8 protein-coding genes are annotated in these 16,571 nt (G+C 77.1%); all 8 read left to right on the forward strand.

The window, feature by feature from the left end; genetic code table 11:
- The first annotated feature begins 52 nt into the window (after nt 1-52).
- Nucleotides 53-856 carry an ABC transporter ATP-binding protein gene (locus tag ACFZBX_RS22380; RefSeq protein WP_391535522.1) on the forward strand — a complete coding sequence of 268 codons (804 nt, stop codon included), beginning with the start codon at nt 53-55 and terminating at the stop codon, nt 854-856.
- 150 nt (nt 857-1,006) lie between these two features.
- Nucleotides 1,007-2,320, forward strand: coding sequence for a PQQ-dependent sugar dehydrogenase (locus ACFZBX_RS22385; RefSeq protein ID WP_391535523.1), 1,314 nt, complete (start codon nt 1,007-1,009; stop codon nt 2,318-2,320).
- A gap of 221 nt (nt 2,321-2,541) precedes the next feature.
- Complete coding sequence (locus ACFZBX_RS22390) at nt 2,542-3,396, forward strand: DUF4132 domain-containing protein (protein WP_391535524.1); 855 nt, start codon at nt 2,542-2,544, stop codon at nt 3,394-3,396.
- The gene (locus ACFZBX_RS22395; RefSeq protein ID WP_391535525.1) at nt 3,393-8,558 is read left to right on the forward strand and encodes a hypothetical protein; all 5,166 of its coding nucleotides are present in this window, start codon (nt 3,393-3,395) and stop codon (nt 8,556-8,558) included. The genes ACFZBX_RS22390 and ACFZBX_RS22395 overlap by 4 nt, the downstream gene beginning before the upstream one ends.
- Nucleotides 8,555-9,715, forward strand: a complete 1,161-nt coding sequence (locus ACFZBX_RS22400) for an AAA family ATPase (RefSeq protein ID WP_391535526.1) — start codon at nt 8,555-8,557, stop codon at nt 9,713-9,715. Before ACFZBX_RS22395 ends, ACFZBX_RS22400 begins: the two co-directional genes overlap by 4 nt.
- Nucleotides 9,716-9,832: 117 nt before the next feature.
- Nucleotides 9,833-13,840 carry a DUF5682 family protein gene (locus tag ACFZBX_RS22405; RefSeq protein ID WP_391535527.1) on the forward strand — a complete coding sequence of 1,336 codons (4,008 nt, stop codon included), beginning with the start codon at nt 9,833-9,835 and terminating at the stop codon, nt 13,838-13,840.
- Nucleotides 13,841-13,857: 17 nt separating this feature from the next.
- Nucleotides 13,858-15,870 (forward strand): hypothetical protein, encoded by a 2,013-nt coding sequence (locus ACFZBX_RS22410; RefSeq protein WP_391535528.1) that lies wholly within the window; start codon nt 13,858-13,860, stop codon nt 15,868-15,870.
- A 91-nt stretch (nt 15,871-15,961) separates the two neighbouring features.
- Entirely contained in the window at nt 15,962-16,480 is a 519-nt protein-coding gene (locus ACFZBX_RS22415) for a MarR family winged helix-turn-helix transcriptional regulator (RefSeq protein ID WP_391535529.1), read from the forward strand.
- Nucleotides 16,481-16,571: the final 91 nt, after the last annotated feature.

The raw sequence follows: 16,571 nt of genomic DNA on the forward strand, positions 1-16,571 counted from the left end.
GGCACCCGCCGTCTTCCCGTCCGCTCGTCCCCTTTTATCGGAGGAACCCGCCATGGAGTTGACGGTCGAGGGCCTCACGGCCGGCTACGGCCCCGGGCGCCCGGTGCTGGGCGGCGTGGACCTCACCGTGCCCGGCGGGCAGGTGGTGGCGATCGTCGGCCCCAACGGCTGCGGCAAGTCCACCCTGCTGCGCTCGATCGCCCGCCTCCACCGGCCGGACTCCGGGCGGGTGCTGGTCGGCGGCGAGGACATCTGGAAGCTGCGCCCCCGTCAGGCCGCCCACCGGGTGGCGCTGCTGCCGCAGAGCCCGCAGGCGCCGGAGGCGGTCACCGTGGCCGGGCTGGTCCGCTACGGCCGCCACCCGCACCAGGGCCTGTTCCGCCAGTGGTCGGCCGACGACGAGCGGCTCACCGCCGAGGCGCTGCGGGCCACCGGCGTCGAGGAGTTCGCCGACCGCCGGCTCGACCGGCTCTCCGGCGGCCAGCGCCAGCGCTGCTGGCTCGCCATGGTGCTCGCCCAGGACGCCCCCGTCGTGCTGCTCGACGAGCCGACCAGCGCGCTCGACCTCGGCCACGCCGTCGAGGTGCTGGAGCTGGTCCGCGAGGTCGCGGCCGGCGGGCGCACCGTCGTCATGGTGCTGCACGACCTCGCGGGGGCGGCCCGCTACGCCGATCTGGTGGTGGCGATGCGCGGCGGCGAGGTGCTCGCCTGCGGGGCGCCGCGCAAGGTGGTGGACGCTCCGCTGGTGCGGGCGCTGTACGACGTGGACAGCGATGTGCTCGCGGCCCCCGGGGACGGCGCGCCGGTGATCGTCCCCCGGGCGGGGGCGCGGTCGGCGGTCTCCCCGGTGGGCTGACGGCGGCTCTCCGGGTCTGCCGGAGGGTCCCCCGAACGGCGGGGCGGGCGCGGCGGGTTCCGGACCGCGCCGCGCCCGGGTGTGGTCTGCTGGACGGGCGTCCGCCGGACGTCCGTGCCGCCGCGCCCGCCGCTCCCGGGAGGGTCACCGATGCTCCGTCGCTCCGCCGCCGCCCTGTTCGTCGCCCTCGCCCTCGGCTCGGCCGCCACCGCCGGCTGCTCCTCGGCCGCCGCCCCGCCTTCCGCGGGCGCGCCGTCCCCGTCGTCCTCCGGGCCGGCCTCGCCCGCCGGCCCGCTGCAGCCCGCCCCGGGACCGGCCACGGACACGCCGTCCCCGGCCACGGGCACGCCGTCCCCGGCCACGGACACGCCGTCCCCGGCCACGGACACGCCGTCCCCGGCCACGGGCACGCCGTCGCCGGCCACGGACACGCCCTCCCCGGCAGCGACCCCGAAGCCGGGCGGGCCCGTCTCGGTGGAGGTCTCGGGCACCGCCACCGACAGCCTGTCCTCCCCGTGGGGCCTGGCCGTCCTGCCGGACGGCGACCTGCTGGTCTCCGAGCGCGACGACGCCCGGATCCTGCGCGTCTCGGCCGAGGACGGCGCCAGGGCCGAGGCCGGCACCGTCCCCGGCGTCACGGAGGGCGGCGAGGGCGGCCTGCTCGGCCTCGCCCTCTCACCCGGCTTCGCCTCCGACCGCCAGGTCTACCTCTACTACTCCACCGCCACCGACAACCGGATCGCCCGCCTCGACTACGACCCCGCCCGCCCGGCCGGCTCCCAACTCGGCGAGCCGGTCGTCCTGCTGAGCGGGATCCCGCACGGCCCGCGGCACAACGGCGGCCGGATCGCCTTCGGCCCGGACGGTTTCCTCTACGCGGGCACCGGCGACGCCAACGAGCGCCCGCTCGCCCAGGACCGCGACTCCCTCGGCGGCAAGGTCCTGCGGCTCGCCCCCGACGGCACCCCCGCCCCCGGCAACCCGTTCCCCGGCTCCCCGGTCTGGTCGCTCGGCCACCGCAACGTCCAGGGCCTGGCCTGGGACCCGGAGGGCCGGCTCTGGGCCTCGGAGTTCGGCCAGGACACCTGGGACGAGCTGAACCTCGTCACCCCCGGCGGCAACTACGGCTGGCCCACCGTCGAGGGCGCCGCCGGCCGCCCCGGCTTCACCGACCCGGTCGCCCAGTGGCACACCGGCGACGCCTCCCCGAGCGGCATCGCCCACGCCGCCGGGAGCGTGTGGATGGCGGCCCTGCGCGGCGAGCGGCTCTGGCGGATCCCGCTGGACGGCGACCGGCTCGCCGCGCCGCCCCAGGACTTCCTCTCCGGCGCGTACGGCCGGCTGCGCACGGTGGTGGCCGACCGGGACGGCACCCTGCTGGTGGTCACCGACAACACCGACGGGCGCGGCGACCCGCGCCCCGGCGACGACCGGATCCTGCAGCTGACCGTCACCCGCGGCTGAGCCGACCGGGGCTGAGCCGACCGGGGCTGACCGTCGACCGCTTCCGACCGTCGACCGCGCCTGATCCGGCGTCGCATTGGATCACCCGTTCGAGCGGTTTGGGCTCGGCCCCGCCCCGCCGCCCGGCATTCCTACCGCTCGGTACCCCTCCCCGCAGTCCGCTTTGTCAGTGTGGCCCGTTACGTTCCTTCCATCACTGACCAGCTGGGAGGAGAGCGGCCGTGGCGTGGGTGGAAACGGGAGTGGGCGGCTATCACGTCGCCTTCGACGAGGAGGGCAAGGTGGTCTGCCGCAACGCGGCCGGCCGCCGGTTGAAGGCCGTCCCGCCGAAGCTGAACGACGACCCGGTGGTCGTCGGGCTCAGGCAGCTCACCGAGTGGCTGGAGGCGCACCGGCGCGGCTGCCTGGAGACCGTCGAGCGGTGGATGGTCCGCTCGCTGCCGGTGCCCGCCGCCGTCGTCACCGCCGTCTGGGCGGACGAGGCGTGGCAGGAGGTCCTGCGCGACCTGGTGGTCACCGGCCCGGACGGCGCCGTCGCCGGCTTCCTGCGCGGCGCCGACGCCGAGCGCGGCCTCGGCCTGGTCGACCTGGACGGCGACACCGTCCGCCTCACCGACGGCGAACTGCGGATACCCCACCCGGTCCTGCTGGAGGACCTCGACGAGCTGCGCGAGTTCGCCGTCGAACTCGGCGTCTCCCAGCAGGTCCAGCAGCTGTACCGGGAGGTCTGGCACCGGCCCGCCGTCACCACCGGCACCGAGGTCGACACCTACGCCGGCGGGCGCTACGCCGCCCTGCGCGACCTGGTCGGCCGCTGCGCCCGGCTCGGCTACCGGGTCCGCGGCGGACATGCCGTGCTGCCCGTCGTCGAGGACGGCCGGGCCCTGGAGGCCAGGGTCTGGGTCGGCGACTACTACGAGTACGACGAGTGCGAGACCGGCTCGCTCAGCTGGACCGGCCCGGACGGCAAGGTCCTGCCGCTGGCCGAGGTCGGACCGGTCGCCTGGTCCGAGGGGATGCGGATGGCCGCCGCACTGTACGCAGGCCGCACGACCGAAGGGGAGGAAGCCGCATGACCACCACCACCGGACCCGACCGCACCACCGGTGCGCCCGGCGACGACGCCCGCCACGAGCGGCTGCTCGAAGCCGGGGCGATCCTCGCCCGCGGCACCCTGACCGGCGTCGGCACCCCCGACAGCGCCGCCGACGTGCTCACCGCCCGCGGCTACGCCCACCCCGCCCTGGACGGGCGGCGGATCGTGCGCCTGGTCCCCGGTGCGCTCGGCCCCGCCGAGGACGCCGCCGTCGACTTCCTCGGCCTCGTCCCCGACACCGAGCCCGTCGAGGTCGGCCAGGTCCGTCAGGAGGCGCTCGGCTTCCCCGCCTGGGCGCTCGTCCACGACCCGGCCAACGGCCACCACGCGCTCGCCCTGGTCAAGGAGATGGAGCGGCTCGCCCGCCAGGCCAAGTCCAAGCCCGGCCACGCCAAGGACGGCTTCGACGAACTGGCCCGCCGACTCGGCCGCGCCGTCCCGCACTTCCTGCCCACCTACTGTGAGCAGGTCGGCCGGATCTTCCTCGAACAGGGCAACCAGACCTACGCCAGCACCTTCTTCGGCAGGGCCCGCGAGGCCGAGCGCACCCACAACCTCGCCATCGACGAGGAGCGGCTGCGCGCCGTCTTCCTGGAGTTCGCCCTGGCCGGCGCGCTCAGCGTCAAGGCGCTGCGCCAGTACGTCAAGGAGCTGAGCGGGCGGCTCGACCCGCAGACCGCCTGGCAGCGGTTCCGCCAGCTGTGCACCGAGCGCTCCGCCGCCGGCATGGCCCCCTACGCGGGGGTCGCCGAGGACGCCCGCATCCTGCTCAAGGCCGCCGGCCTGGACCGCGACGAGCACGAGCGCGAACTGCTCGCCGAACTGCTCGCCTCACCCGCCGTCAACCGCGCCCCCGCCACCTTCTGGAAGTCCTGGCGCGGCCAGATCGTCGAGCTCGGCCGCAGCGACGCCGCCGTCCGCGCCCGCCTGCTGGAGCTGGTGCCCACCCCGCCCGGCAACGACGACGCCGACGTCCAGGACACCGCCTGGCTCACCCTCCTCGCCGACAGCGGCGCCGAGCGGCTGCTCACCGACCCGCCCGCCACGGACGCGGGCGCCACGGACGCGGCCGGGGCCCCCGAGCCGGCCGCCGCCTGGCTCCAGCGCTGGACCAACCACCTCGGCCGCGGCTGGCGCGACCGGGGCCTGAACACCGAGACCGTCGCCCTGGCCGCCCGCATGGCGGAGCGGCTGCGCGCCGAGGGTGTGCCGGTCGACCTCTGCAGCGGGGTGCGCCGCAGCGCCACCCAGCTCGAACTCCTCGACCTGCTGCTCGCCGAGGGCGTCCCGGTCGCCGACCCCGACGGCCACTCCTTCTCCCTCCAGCACTGGGTCGCCGCCTCCGGCGCCGACGGCCGCACCCTGGCCGCCATCGCCGCCGACCCCCGCTTCCGGCCCATGCTGCGCACCGCCGTCCCCGCTGTCTGGGACACCGTCGACAGCCGCGGTCTGGCCGCCCGGCCGGTGCTGCGCGAGCTGTTCATCGAATGGTCCGACGCCCGCGCCGACCTGCTGGAGACGGTCCGCGGCCTGGACAGCGCGGCCGCGCTGCTGCGCGGGCTGAGCGCCCACCGCACCGCCATCCGCGACGAGAACCCGGCCGCCGCCCGGCGGATCGCCGACCTCGACGTGGCCGGGCTGCTCGCCCGCGCCCTGCGCGCCGGCATCCTCGACGAACTCGGCTGGCCGGCCCTGGACGAGGCGCTCGCCAGGCTCGGCGCCGGGGCCGGCGACACCCCCGGCTACGGCAACGGCCGCAAGCTCCCCGACGGGCTGGTGCTCCAGGAGGCCTGGCCGCACCTGGTGCTCGGCCGGGGCAACCAGGTCGTCGTGGCCGGACCGCAGGGCATCGTGCTCGAACACACCGTGCGCATCCCCCACAAGCTGGAGGGCCACCAGCACGCCCACTTCCGCTTCGTCGACGGCGAACTGCTGGTCGCCTGGCACCACGAGGGCAAGCAGCACGCCTACTGGTCCGGCCGGCCCGCCGAGACCTTCGAACTCGGCGGCGAGACCATCGTCCGCTACTACGGCGGCAGCGACGAGATCAACATCGCGACCCTCCCGCTGCCCGGCGGCGGCCGCAGCGGCGGGCACCGTCCGCTGCACGTCGGAGACACCCGGATGCCCGACCAGGACCACGTCCTCACCGACGGCACCGGCCACTGGACCGCCCGCTGGAACCGCGGCCAGGTGCTGCACGAACTCGACGCCGCCACCGGCACCGTGGGCCGCGTCTCCGAGCCGCCGCGGATCGCCGCGAGCGCCGCGGCGGGCCGCCTGGAGGTCGGCCGCACCCGGCTGCTGCCGCTCCTGCCCGGCCTGGAGGACACCCCGCTCGGCACCGACGGCACCGTGCTCGGCAGCTGGGTGCGGGTCGACGACCTGCGGGTCACCACCGGCACCGCCGACGGCACCACCCTCGTCGCCGACAACCCCCGGTTCCACACCCCGGCCTACCCGCTGGGCCTGCTCGCCCTGCCCGGCGGCGCCCGGCCGGTGGTCCAGGACGGCCACCAGCGCCACCTGGCCCTCGGCCTGACCGCCGAGGACGCCGCCGCGAACGGCACCGCGAGCGCCACCGCCACCGCGGGCGGCACCGTCAAGGCCGACCCGACCGGCTTCACCGCCGACTTCGAACCCGGCCACCCCGGCGGCCTGGACGCCGCCGGCACCGCCGTCGTGCTGCCGCTCACCCACTGGCACGCCCTGCGCCCGCGCGACGAGCACGGCTCCACGGTGCTGCGCGGCGTCACCGGCGAGCAGGCTGCCCGTCTCATCGACGCCGCCTGGCCGGTCGACGCCGAGCCCGTCCCCGCCGGGCAGCAGCGCTGGATCACCGTCCAGGGCGTGCGCCGGCCCGTCGTCAGCAGCGGCAAGTCCGTCGAGGAGCTTCCGCTCGACGCCGTCGCGCACCTGCTGCCCGGCATCACCCACCGGCGGCTGCTGGCCGGCGTCACCGGCCTCGCCCGCGCCGCCGCCTTCCTGCTCGACACGATCGCCCGCTACCTGCCGCAGCCCGAGGACGCCCCCCGCCGCACCGCCGGCGAAGCCTCCGAGTACGCCTTCCGGCCCCAGCACGGCATCGACCACCAACTCGAAGCGGGTGCCACCCTGCTGCTGCCCGGGATCGGAGGCTTCGGCCGCTCCTGGGAGCGCACCGTCAACTACCGCGTGCTCAACAACCTCCGGGCGGTCACCGCCGTCCTCGCGGAGCCGCCCGCGGCCGAGGGCGACGGCTGGAGCACCCCGCACCGGATCGACCTGCTCGGCGACGACACCCACCACGGCTGGCTGCACGCGCTCGGCAACGTCGGCACCCTCGCCTACGCGGCCGCCGCACCGCTCACCTCGGACGAGCACCGCGCCTCGCTCGCGCTGCTGCTCACCGAGCTCACGGCCGGCCCGCTGGCCGACCGCGGCGCCACCCTGCGCCAGGTCCGCCTCACCGAGCCGCTCACCGAGGGGCGGACCAAGGAGGAGCGGCACGAGCCCCGGGCCGGCCAGGTCTGGCGGCACGGCGGGCGCACCGTGATCATCCTCGGCTGCAGCCACCACGACGACAAGGTGTTCTGGCTCGCCGCCGACCACGACCCGAGCGGCGCGTTCGGCCCGGTCGCCCACTTCGGCACCGGCGTCGAGCGCGTCACCGAGGAAACCGTCACGGCCGACTGGGTCGCCCGGTTCACCGCCCTGCTCGCCGAGCGCGGCGCCATCACCCACCGCGCCGAGCGCGCCGCCGACTTCGGCGAGCGCACCGGCATCGGCGCCGTCCGCTCCACCCTGCTGTTCAGCCCCACCGAAGCCCTCGTCCAGTGGTACGGCTCACCGCTGCCCACCGCGACGCTCAAGGAGTACGGCCTCAAGTCCGCCGAGGCCAAGGCCGCCCGCGACTGGCTGCGCGGGCGCGGGCGGGCCGCCCTCGCCGACGTCTGGGCCGCCCTGCTGCCCGCCGACCCGGAGGACCTCTGGACCACCGGCCCGGACAGCGCCGCCGGCGCCGCCCGCTGGACCGAGCGCATCGGCCGGATCGTCACCCTGCCCGACGCGGACCAGGCCGCCGTCAGCGGCACCAGCGCCGAGAGGGTCGAGGAGGTCCTCAACTTCGCGACCACCCCGTGGCTCAGCCGCACCACCCGCCAGCGGATGCGCGCCGAGGGGACGGCGGGCACCGTCGGACTGCTGCCCGACGACGCGGACGCCGTGCCGAACTACAGCAGCCCGTCCGAGTTCGTCGACGCCCTCGCCTGGCTCGCCTACCGGCTGCCCTGGAACAGCCCGCTGCGCGCCTCGCTCGCCCCGGCCGTCCAGGCGCTGCGCACCCGCCTGGCCGACCCGGAGCTGCTGCTCGCCTACGACCTGCGCCGCAACAGCAAGGGCGAGCCGCTGGCGCCCGTCCTGCGCACCCGCTTCGGCCTGCCGGCCGAGGGCGGCGCCGACGCCGACGGACTGGTCCGCTGCGGCGACGCCGTGGTGCTGTCGCCCGGCCACGACGAGGCGGAGTACATCTGGTGGCGCCCGGCCGGTCTGACCGGGCCGCAGGACCCGGCGCTGGACCTGCTCGCCGGCCTGGCCGAGAGCTACTGGCTCACCCGCCAGCGGACCGTCCTCGCCGGGCTCCTCGACGGCGCACTGGACCGGCTGGTCGCCCTGCCGGAGCTCCCCGGCGAGGCCGCGGACGCCGAGGTCTGGCCCCACCACCCGCTGCTGACGGTGCCGGAGCTGGTCACCGAGGTCGCCAAGACCCGCGAACTGGGCGAGGACGCCGCCGTGGTCTACCTCCAACTGCTCGCCCTGCCCGACCCCACCGACCGCAACGTCGCCCGCTGGACGGGCTGGAAGCCCGCCCGGCTGAAGAAGGCGCGCGCCGAACTGCTCGCCTCCGGGCTGGTCGTCGAGGCCAAGCGGGCCCGCGCCGGCCGCACCCTCTTCCTCCCCTGCGGCTGGCAGGAGGCCACGGCCCCTGGCCTGCCCGTGGAGACCTGGAAGGCCGGTCTCTACGACCTGCCCACCCACCACGCCGTGCTGCCGCGGCAGTCCGTCCCGGAGCTGTTCGCCCGGGCCTGGCAGCGCGTCACCGACGGGGACGCCCCCGGCTTCGAAGAGCTCCAGACCGGCAAGCGCAGGAAGGCCCGCCGATGACCACCACGACCACCGACACCCCCGGGGCCGCCGCCCCCGCCGCCCGGCAGGTCGTCCTGCCGGAGGAGCGGTACGCCGCCGAACTGGAGTTCCTCGCCGCGTACGACTCCGGCCCGCGCCCGCCCGGCTGGCGGCTCACCCCGCGCGCCGTCGTCACCTTCGTGATGGGCAGCGGCGGCGAGAAGCTCAAGGCCGGCCGGAAGAGCCTGGCGATCGAACAGAAGTTCGTCGGCGAGCGGGCCCTCGTCGAACGCTGCGTCGTCACCCTCGCCGGCGAGCGCGGACTGCTGCTCGTCGGCGAGCCCGGCACGGCCAAGTCGATGCTCTCCGAACTCCTCGCCGCCGCCGTCTGCGGCTCCAGCGCGCTCACCGTCCAGGGCACCGCCGGCACCACCGAGGACCAGCTCAAGTACGGCTGGAACTACGCCCTGCTGCTCGCCAAGGGCCCCAGCCGCGAGGCCCTGGTGCCCTCCCCGGTGCTCACCGCGATGACCACCGGCGCGGTCGCCCGCGTCGAGGAGGTCACCCGCTGCCTGCCCGAGGTCCAGGACGCCCTGGTCTCGCTGCTCTCCGAGCGGCGGGTCGCCGTCCCCGAACTCGCCGGCACCCCCGACGGCCAGCTGCACGCCGTCCCCGGGTTCACCCTGATCGCCACGGCCAACCTGCGGGACAAGGGCGTCAGCGAGATGTCCGCCGCCCTCAAGCGACGGTTCAACTTCGAGACGGTCGGCCCGATCGGCAGCCTCGCCGCCGAGGTGGACCTGGTCCGCCGCCAGTCCACCGCCGCCGTCGCCCGGGCCGGCGCCGGCTACGCGGTGGACGACGCGGTGCTGGAGGCCCTCGTCACCGCCTTCCGCGACCTGCGCACCGGCCGCTCCACCGAGGGCTGGGACGTCGAGCGCCCCTCCACCGTGATGAGCACCGCCGAGGCCGTCTCGGTGGCCACCGCCCTCGGCGTCACCGCCGCCTACCTGCCCGACGGCGGCGACCTGCTCGGCCGCCTCCCCGGCCAGCTCATCGGCGTGGTCCGCAAGGACGACCCGGCCGACGCCGCCCGCCTGCTCGGCTACTGGGACGGCCCGGTCCGCCGCCGCGCCGAACAGGGCGCCGCCACCTGGCGCACCCTGTGGGACCTGCGCTCCGCCCTGGAGCACTGAGTCCCCGCCGGCCCGGCGCCCCCGGCGGGCGCCGGGCCGGTCCGACCACCCGACCCCCAACACCCGACCCCCAACACCCAACACCCGACTCCCGACCTTCCACCGAGAGGTGAACACATGAGCAGCGCGGTGCCGCCCGGCGGGGCGGGCCCCGGCCTCGACGACCCGCGCGGGACGGTCGAGGCCCAGGCCGCCCGGCTGGCCTCGTCCGGACTCGACACGCCCGGCCCCTACCTGATCGGGGTGCGACACCACGCGCCCTCCCTCAGCGCCGTCGTGCCCGCCCTGCTGGACGCCGCCGCGCCCGACGTGCTGCTGGTCGAGTTGCCGACCGAGTTCCAGCCCTGGCTCGACCTGCTCGCCGACGAGGCCACCAAGGCCCCGGTCGCCCTCGCCGCCGCCCCCGCCGCCGACCGCTCCGACGAGCACGCCGACGGCGTCGGCGCCGAGGCAGGCCACGGCACCGGCCTCGCCTTCTACCCCTTCGCCGACTTCTCGCCCGAACTGGCCGCCCTGCGCTGGGCCCGCCGCCACGGCGTGGAGACCGTCGCCTGCGACCTGCCCCTCGCCGTCCGCGACCGCCACACCGAGCGCGGCCACGCCCGCCCCGGCGAGGACGCCCGCCCCGGTGTCGCCGACGCGCTGCGCCACCGGCTCACCGGCCGCGACGACGACGAGGACCTCTGGGACCGCCTCGTCGAGACCGCCGCCCCCGGCTCCACCCCGGAGGCCGTGCGCCGCGCCGCCCTGCTGGTCGGCTGGGCGCTGCGCCGCGACGCCGAGGACGGCCCCGGCGTCGACCCGTACGACCTGCGGCGCGAGGCCTGGATGCGGGAGCGCATCCGCGAAGCGGGCACCGGCGGCCGCCGGGTCGCCGCCGTCATCGGTGCCTTCCACGCCCCCGCGCTCACCCCGGCCGGGTCCGACGCGGAGCAGTGCGACGCCGCCGGCGGCCCCGCCGACGAGCGCACCGCCGGGCCCGCCCCGGACCCCCGGCACGTCGTCTCCCTGATCCCCTACACCTACCCGCTGCTCGACGCCCGCTCCGGCTACCCGGCCGGCATCCGCGACCCCGAGTGGCAGCACACCGTGCTCGACGCCGCCGGCGATCCGGACCGGCTCGCCGAGGCACTCGTCCGCACCGCCGTGCGCATCTGCGAGGCCCTGCGCGCCCAGGACCACCCCTCCGGCCCGGCCGACGCCCGCGAGATCGTCCGGCTCGCCGGCGACCTCGCCCGGCTGCGCGCACTCGCGGCCCCCGGCCGCGGCGAGCTCGTCGAGGCGGTGCAGACCGTCCTCGCCCAGGGTGAACCCCTCGGCCGGGGCCGGGCGGTCGCCCGCGCGCTGGAGAAGGTCCTCATCGGCACCCGCACCGGCGAGCCCACCCCGGCCGCCCCGCGCAGCGGCCTCGGCCCCGCCGTCGAGCGGCTGCTCGCCGACCTCGGCCTCCCCGGTCCCGGCGACACCGCCGAGCCCGCCCCCCGCGAACTGCGGCTCGACCCGCTCCGCTCGCCCCTCGACCGGCGCCGCGAACTCCTCCTCCACCGCCTCACCGCCTGCGGCGTCCCCTACGCCGAACCCGTCGAGACCGCCGGCGCGGGCGGCACCGAGACCCTCACCACCCGCTGGCGCGTGCGCTGGACCCCGGCCGTCGCCGCCATGCTGACCGTCGCCGGCACCCGTGGTGTCACCCCGGCCCAGGCCGCCGAGGGCGCCCTGCGGGAACGGCTCCGCCGCGAACTCCAGGCGGACGGCCCCACGGCGGGCGAGGTGCTCCGGGGCCTCGCCGACGCCGCCGCCTGCGGCCTCCCCGCCCTCACCGACACCCGCCTCATCCAGCTCACCGCCGTCCTCCCCACCGGCGGCACCCTCCCCGACCTCCTCAACGCCCTCTCCCTCCTGGACCGCCTCACCACCACCCACCGCCCGGCCTCCGCCGACCCGTCCGCCGCCGACCCGTCCGCCGCCACTGACTCCGCGACCCCGGCACCCGCCCCTGCGTCGGCTGGGGTGGGGGCGGGGACGCCTGGCGTGGTTTCGGATGCCTCGCCCGCCGGCGCCGTGGCCACGCCCGGCCCGGCATCCGCGATCGTGGCGCCCACCGTGGCGCCCGTGGTTCCGCCGGCCGGTGGCGCGGCGGTCGTGGTGCCGGACGGCGGGGCCGTGGTGTCCGCCGGTGCCGGGGCTGCCTCCGCTCCGGCCTCCGGTGCGGAACCTGCGGCTTCGCCGGTGGTCGGCGGTTCGGCCGGGGTGCCTGACGTGGACCCGGTTCTCGCGCGGCTGGCGGCGGCGGCCGAGGTGGTGACGGTGGCGGCGGTGCGGCAGTTGGAGGGGCTGGGCGGGTCGGACGAGGCGGACGACGCCCGGGCGCTGGTGGAGCTGGCGCGGCGGGCGGACCTGTCCGGGGGCGTCCGGCTCCGGCACACCTTGGCCGAACTCGCCGACGGCGGCAGCCCCCTCGTACGCGGTGCCGCCGGTGCGGTGCGGGTGCTGCTCCGGCAGGAGGAGCCGACGGTGTTCGGCGACCGGGCCGCTTCCTGGCTCGACGGCGCCACCGGGCCCGACGCCCGGCACGCCCTCGAACGGTCCCTCGTCGGACTGCTCACGGCCGCCGAAGGGCTGTTCTCGACCGCTCCCGAAGTCCTCGAACCGGTGCTGGAGCGGGTGGTCACCCTGGCCGACGGCGCCTTCCTGGACCGCCTGCCCGCACTGCGCGGCGGGTTCGACACGCTCAGCCCGGCCGCCCGCGACCGGCTGCTGGAGCTGGTCGAGGAACGCCTGGGCACCCGCCTGGACACGCTCCCCGCCGAGGTGCCGCCCGCGCTGCTCGCCGACTGGTCCCGCGCCGACCTGGCCGCCCGCGCCGCGCTCGCCCGCCGAGGGCTGCTCCCGGCCCTCCTCCCCGCACCCACTGCGGAGCCCCGGACCCCCGCCCCCGCCAAAGCCGAGGCCCTCGACCCCACTTACCCCGCCCACGCCCTCGTCCCCGCCGAGCGCTGGCGGCTGCTGCTCGGCCGACCGGGCAGCGGCGGCCTCGGTGGCCGGGCCGCCCGCCTCGCGACCGCGCTCGACGAGCTGTACGGCACGGGACACGGCGAGGGCTCCGGCCCCGGCCTGGAGGGCCGGGGCGGCGCGGGCGGCAACCGGGGCGGGCGCGAGGCCCCGTACCCGGGGGTGCGCGAGTGGGCCGAGGAGCTGACCGCCCTGTTCGGGCCGGGCCTCCGGGAGGAGGTGCTGGCGGCCGCCGTCGCCCAGGGACGCGGCGACGCCCTGGAGGCGATCGACCCCGGCGCCGTCCGCCCGTCGGTCGACCTGCTGCGCACCGTTCTGGAGCACGCGGGAGGCCTGCCCGAGGCCCGGCTGGCGGGGCTGCGCCCGCTGGTCCGGCGCCTGGTCGACGAGCTGAGCCGGGAGCTGGCGACCAGGCTGCGCCCCGCCCTCACCGGGATCAGCGTGCCGCGCCCGAGCCGTCGCCCCGGCGGCGGCCTGGACCTGCACCGGACCATCCGCGCCAACCTCGCCACCGCCCGCCCGGCCGACCCCGGCAGTGATCGGCCCACCGACGGGCCGGGCCCGATGGTGATCGTGCCGGAGCGCCCGGTCTTCCGGACCAGGGCCCGCCAGGCGTCCGACTGGCGGCTGATCCTGGTCGTGGACGTCTCCGGCTCGATGGAGGCGTCCACCGTCTGGGCGGCGCTGACCGCGTCGATCCTGGCCGGGGTGCCCTCGCTGAGCACCCACTTCGTCGCCTTCTCCACGGAGGTGGTCGACCTGACCGACCAGGTGACGGACCCGCTGGGCCTGCTCCTGGAGGTCCGGATCGGCGGCGGCACGCACATCGCGGGCGGTCTGAAGTACGCGCGGAGCCTGGTGACCGTGCCGTCCCGCACGCTGATCGCGGTGGTCAGCGACTTCGAGGAGGGCGGCCCGGTCAACGGTCTGCTCGCGCAGACCCGGGCGCTGGTCGACTCCGGCTGCCACCTGCTGGGCTGCGCCGCGCTGGACGACACCGGGACGGCCCGGTACTCGAAGGCGGTCGCGAGCCAGTTGGTCGCGGCCGGAATGCCGGTGGCGGCGCTCAGCCCGCTGGAGCTGGCCCGCTGGGTGGGGGAGAAGGTCCGATGACGGAGGTGTCAGGAGCAGTGACGGACGCGCAGTGGCCGGCGGTCCGGCCGGAGGTGGTCGCCGAGGTGGTGGCCGGGCTGTCGGCGCGGCTGCAGAAGCGGCTGGACGGCGCGGCCGCCAAGCTGGCCGAGCGGCCGGTGGAGCGGACGGGCGAGGAGTGGCGGATCGCCGTCGACGAGGAGACGGTGCTCGTCCTCCACGCGCCGGGCGGGGTGGTCGCCGACCAGGCGGACGTGCGCTGCGGCTGCCTGCTGGCACCCGCCTGCGTGCACCGGGCCGCGGCGGTCACGGTCTGCCCGCTCGCCGACGACGAACTGCCCGCCGACGAGCTGACGGCCGACGGGAACGCGGCGACCACCGAAGTCCCGCCGTCGGACCGGACGGACCAGGCGGCCCCGTCCGCCCCCGCCCAACCCGCCCAACCCGCCGAGGAGCTCACCGCCGCCGAGCGGGCCGCCGCAGGGCACCTGCAACGGGTGGGCGCCGCCGTGCTGGCGGCGGGGGTCGGTGGTGCGGGCGCGGTGCTCCAGGCGGAGCTGCTGCGCGCGGCCCACCAGGCCCGGCTGGCCGGCCTGTACCGGCCGGCGGCCGCGGCGGTGGCCGTGGTGACCCGGATCCGCGCCGCCCGCTCGGGTGAGCCGGACCACCGGCTCGCCGACCTGGTGGCCGGCCTGCGCGAACTCCTCGGCCTCAGCACGGCACTGGCCCTCGCCGCCGCGCCGCAGGCCGTCACGCCGCAGGCCGTCACGCCCGAACCGTCCGGCCCGGCGGAACCCTCCGTCGCGGAGCTGCGCGGGGTGGCCCGTCAGTCCTACGCGCCGGCGGGCGGTCTGCGCCTCTACGGGCTGTTCACCGAGCCGGTGCTGACCGCCACCCACGCGGGGGTGCTCACCTGGGCGGTGGACGCGGGCGGCGGGCTGCACACGATGGCGGAGGTCATGCCGCACACCGACGCCACGGCGGCGGCGCCGCAGGCGGTCGGGGCAGGGAACAAGGCCGTGCGGCTGGGGGACGCGATGCTCAGCCACCGCGAGTTCACCCGGGCCGGGCTCGCGGTGCAGGGGGCGACGAGGTCGGCGGCCGGACGGCTCGGGGCGGGCGCCTCGGTCCGGGCGGTCCGCGCGGCGGGCGCGGCCTGGACGGCGGAGCCGCTCGCCCGGCTCTGGGGCGAACCGCCGGCCGCCCAGGTGGCACGGGCGCTCGCGGCGGGGGCGCTGCCGGCGGAGGTCCGTCCGGCCGGGAGCGAGCTGCTCTTCCTGGACGTGACGCTGCTCGGCGCGGTGCCGTCCGGGCCGGGCGGGGAGCCGCGGCTGCTGGCGGAGTGCGACGGCGTGGTGGTGGCGCTGCGCGCCGCGCACGACCACCCGGGGCTGGCCTACCGGGGCAACCTGGCGCTGCTCGCCACCGCGCCCGGTCTGCGGTTGCGGGTGATCGGGCGGCTGGAGCGCTCGGCGCGCCCCGAGCTGCGGCTGCTGGCCGTCGGCGTGCCGCCGAGGGACGAGCCCGCGCCCCACGAGGGGTCCGCGCCCCACGACGAACCCGCCCTGGCGCTGCCCGCCGACCGCGCGGCCCGGGTCAACCTGGGCCTGGAGCGCCTCCAGACGGCGGACCTCACCCTCCCGCCCACCGACCCCACCGATCCCACCGGCCCCGCGACACCCGGCGGTGTGCCCACGGGCGGCGAGGCGCCGGCCACCCCCGTGCACCTGCTCGCCCGCCGGGTGGCGCAGGCGGTGACCGGCGGGCGGGCCGCGCTGGCGCTCGGCTCCCGGGCGGTCGACGGCGACCGGGCCCGGCTGCGCTCGGCCGGGCTGGCCACCGGTGCGGCGCTGCTCGACGGGCTGCTCGCGTCGGCGGTGGACCAGCCGCGCGACGTCTTCGGGCGGGTGATCGCGGACGATCACGGTGCGTTCGCGTCCGCCTGGCTGGCGGCGGCCTGGTACGAGGAGGAACTGGCCTCGGCGCTCTGCGTGACGGCCTGGTCCGGGCTGGCGGAGACTGCTTCCGGGGAGGCGGACCCGGGCCGATGAGGCGAACTATTTGCACAAGCAGGTAAGCCGCGCCGAATGGCATAATTGGACAGGGAAGAACGTTTCCACCGGGAACAGAAAGAGGCGAGCCATGGGGATCCAGGACGACGCCGCCGAGATCCGCGCCTGCGGCTGGCGGACCCTCGCGGCGCTGCACGGGCTGATCGACTCGGCGCTGGAGAAGGCGCTGCAGGCGGAGCACCGGCTCTCGGTGGTCGAGTACACGGTGCTGGAGGCGCTGTCGCGGCAGGACGGCTGGCACATGCGGATGCAGCAGCTGGCCCGCGCGGCGGCGCTGAGCAGCAGCGCGACCACCCGGCTGGTGAGCCGCCTGGAGGACCGGGGGCTGCTCAGCCGCTACCTCTGCGCGGACGACCGGCGCGGCATCTACACCGAGCTGACCCCGCAGGGACGCGAACTGCTCGCCGCGGCACGCCCGTTGCACGACGCGACCCTGGAAGCGACGCTCACCGAGGCCGCCGACCTCCCCGAACTGGCGCCACTGGTCCGGGCCCTGCACGACCTGGAGCCGACCCCACCGGCCCCGGCAGCCTCTGCAGCCCCGGCAACCTCCACGGCCCCGGCGGCTCCGGTGACTTCGGCGGTCTAGATGTACTGACCACGGAGGTTGGTGACGGGGTTCACGGTGTGGTGATCTTGAAATGAGTGAGGGCCTTCTGGCTCGGTGTGGATTGCGACAT

This window comes from Kitasatospora sp. NPDC008115, from assembly GCF_042957205.1.
In the GTDB taxonomy this organism is placed as follows: Bacteria; Actinomycetota; Actinomycetes; order Streptomycetales; family Streptomycetaceae; genus Kitasatospora.

What these genes read in the sequence shown, in the direction of transcription:
- ACFZBX_RS22380 (WP_391535522.1), top strand. Translation starts at nt 53, where the DNA reads ATGGAGTTGACGGTCGAGGGCCTCACGGCCGGCTACGGCCCCGGGCGC.
- ACFZBX_RS22385 (WP_391535523.1), top strand. Translation starts at nt 1,007, where the DNA reads ATGCTCCGTCGCTCCGCCGCCGCCCTGTTCGTCGCCCTCGCCCTCGGC.
- ACFZBX_RS22395 (WP_391535525.1), top strand. Translation starts at nt 3,393, where the DNA reads ATGACCACCACCACCGGACCCGACCGCACCACCGGTGCGCCCGGCGAC.
- ACFZBX_RS22400 (WP_391535526.1), top strand. Translation starts at nt 8,555, where the DNA reads ATGACCACCACGACCACCGACACCCCCGGGGCCGCCGCCCCCGCCGCC.
- ACFZBX_RS22405 (WP_391535527.1), top strand. Translation starts at nt 9,833, where the DNA reads ATGAGCAGCGCGGTGCCGCCCGGCGGGGCGGGCCCCGGCCTCGACGAC.
- ACFZBX_RS22415 (WP_391535529.1), top strand. Translation starts at nt 15,962, where the DNA reads ATGGGGATCCAGGACGACGCCGCCGAGATCCGCGCCTGCGGCTGGCGG.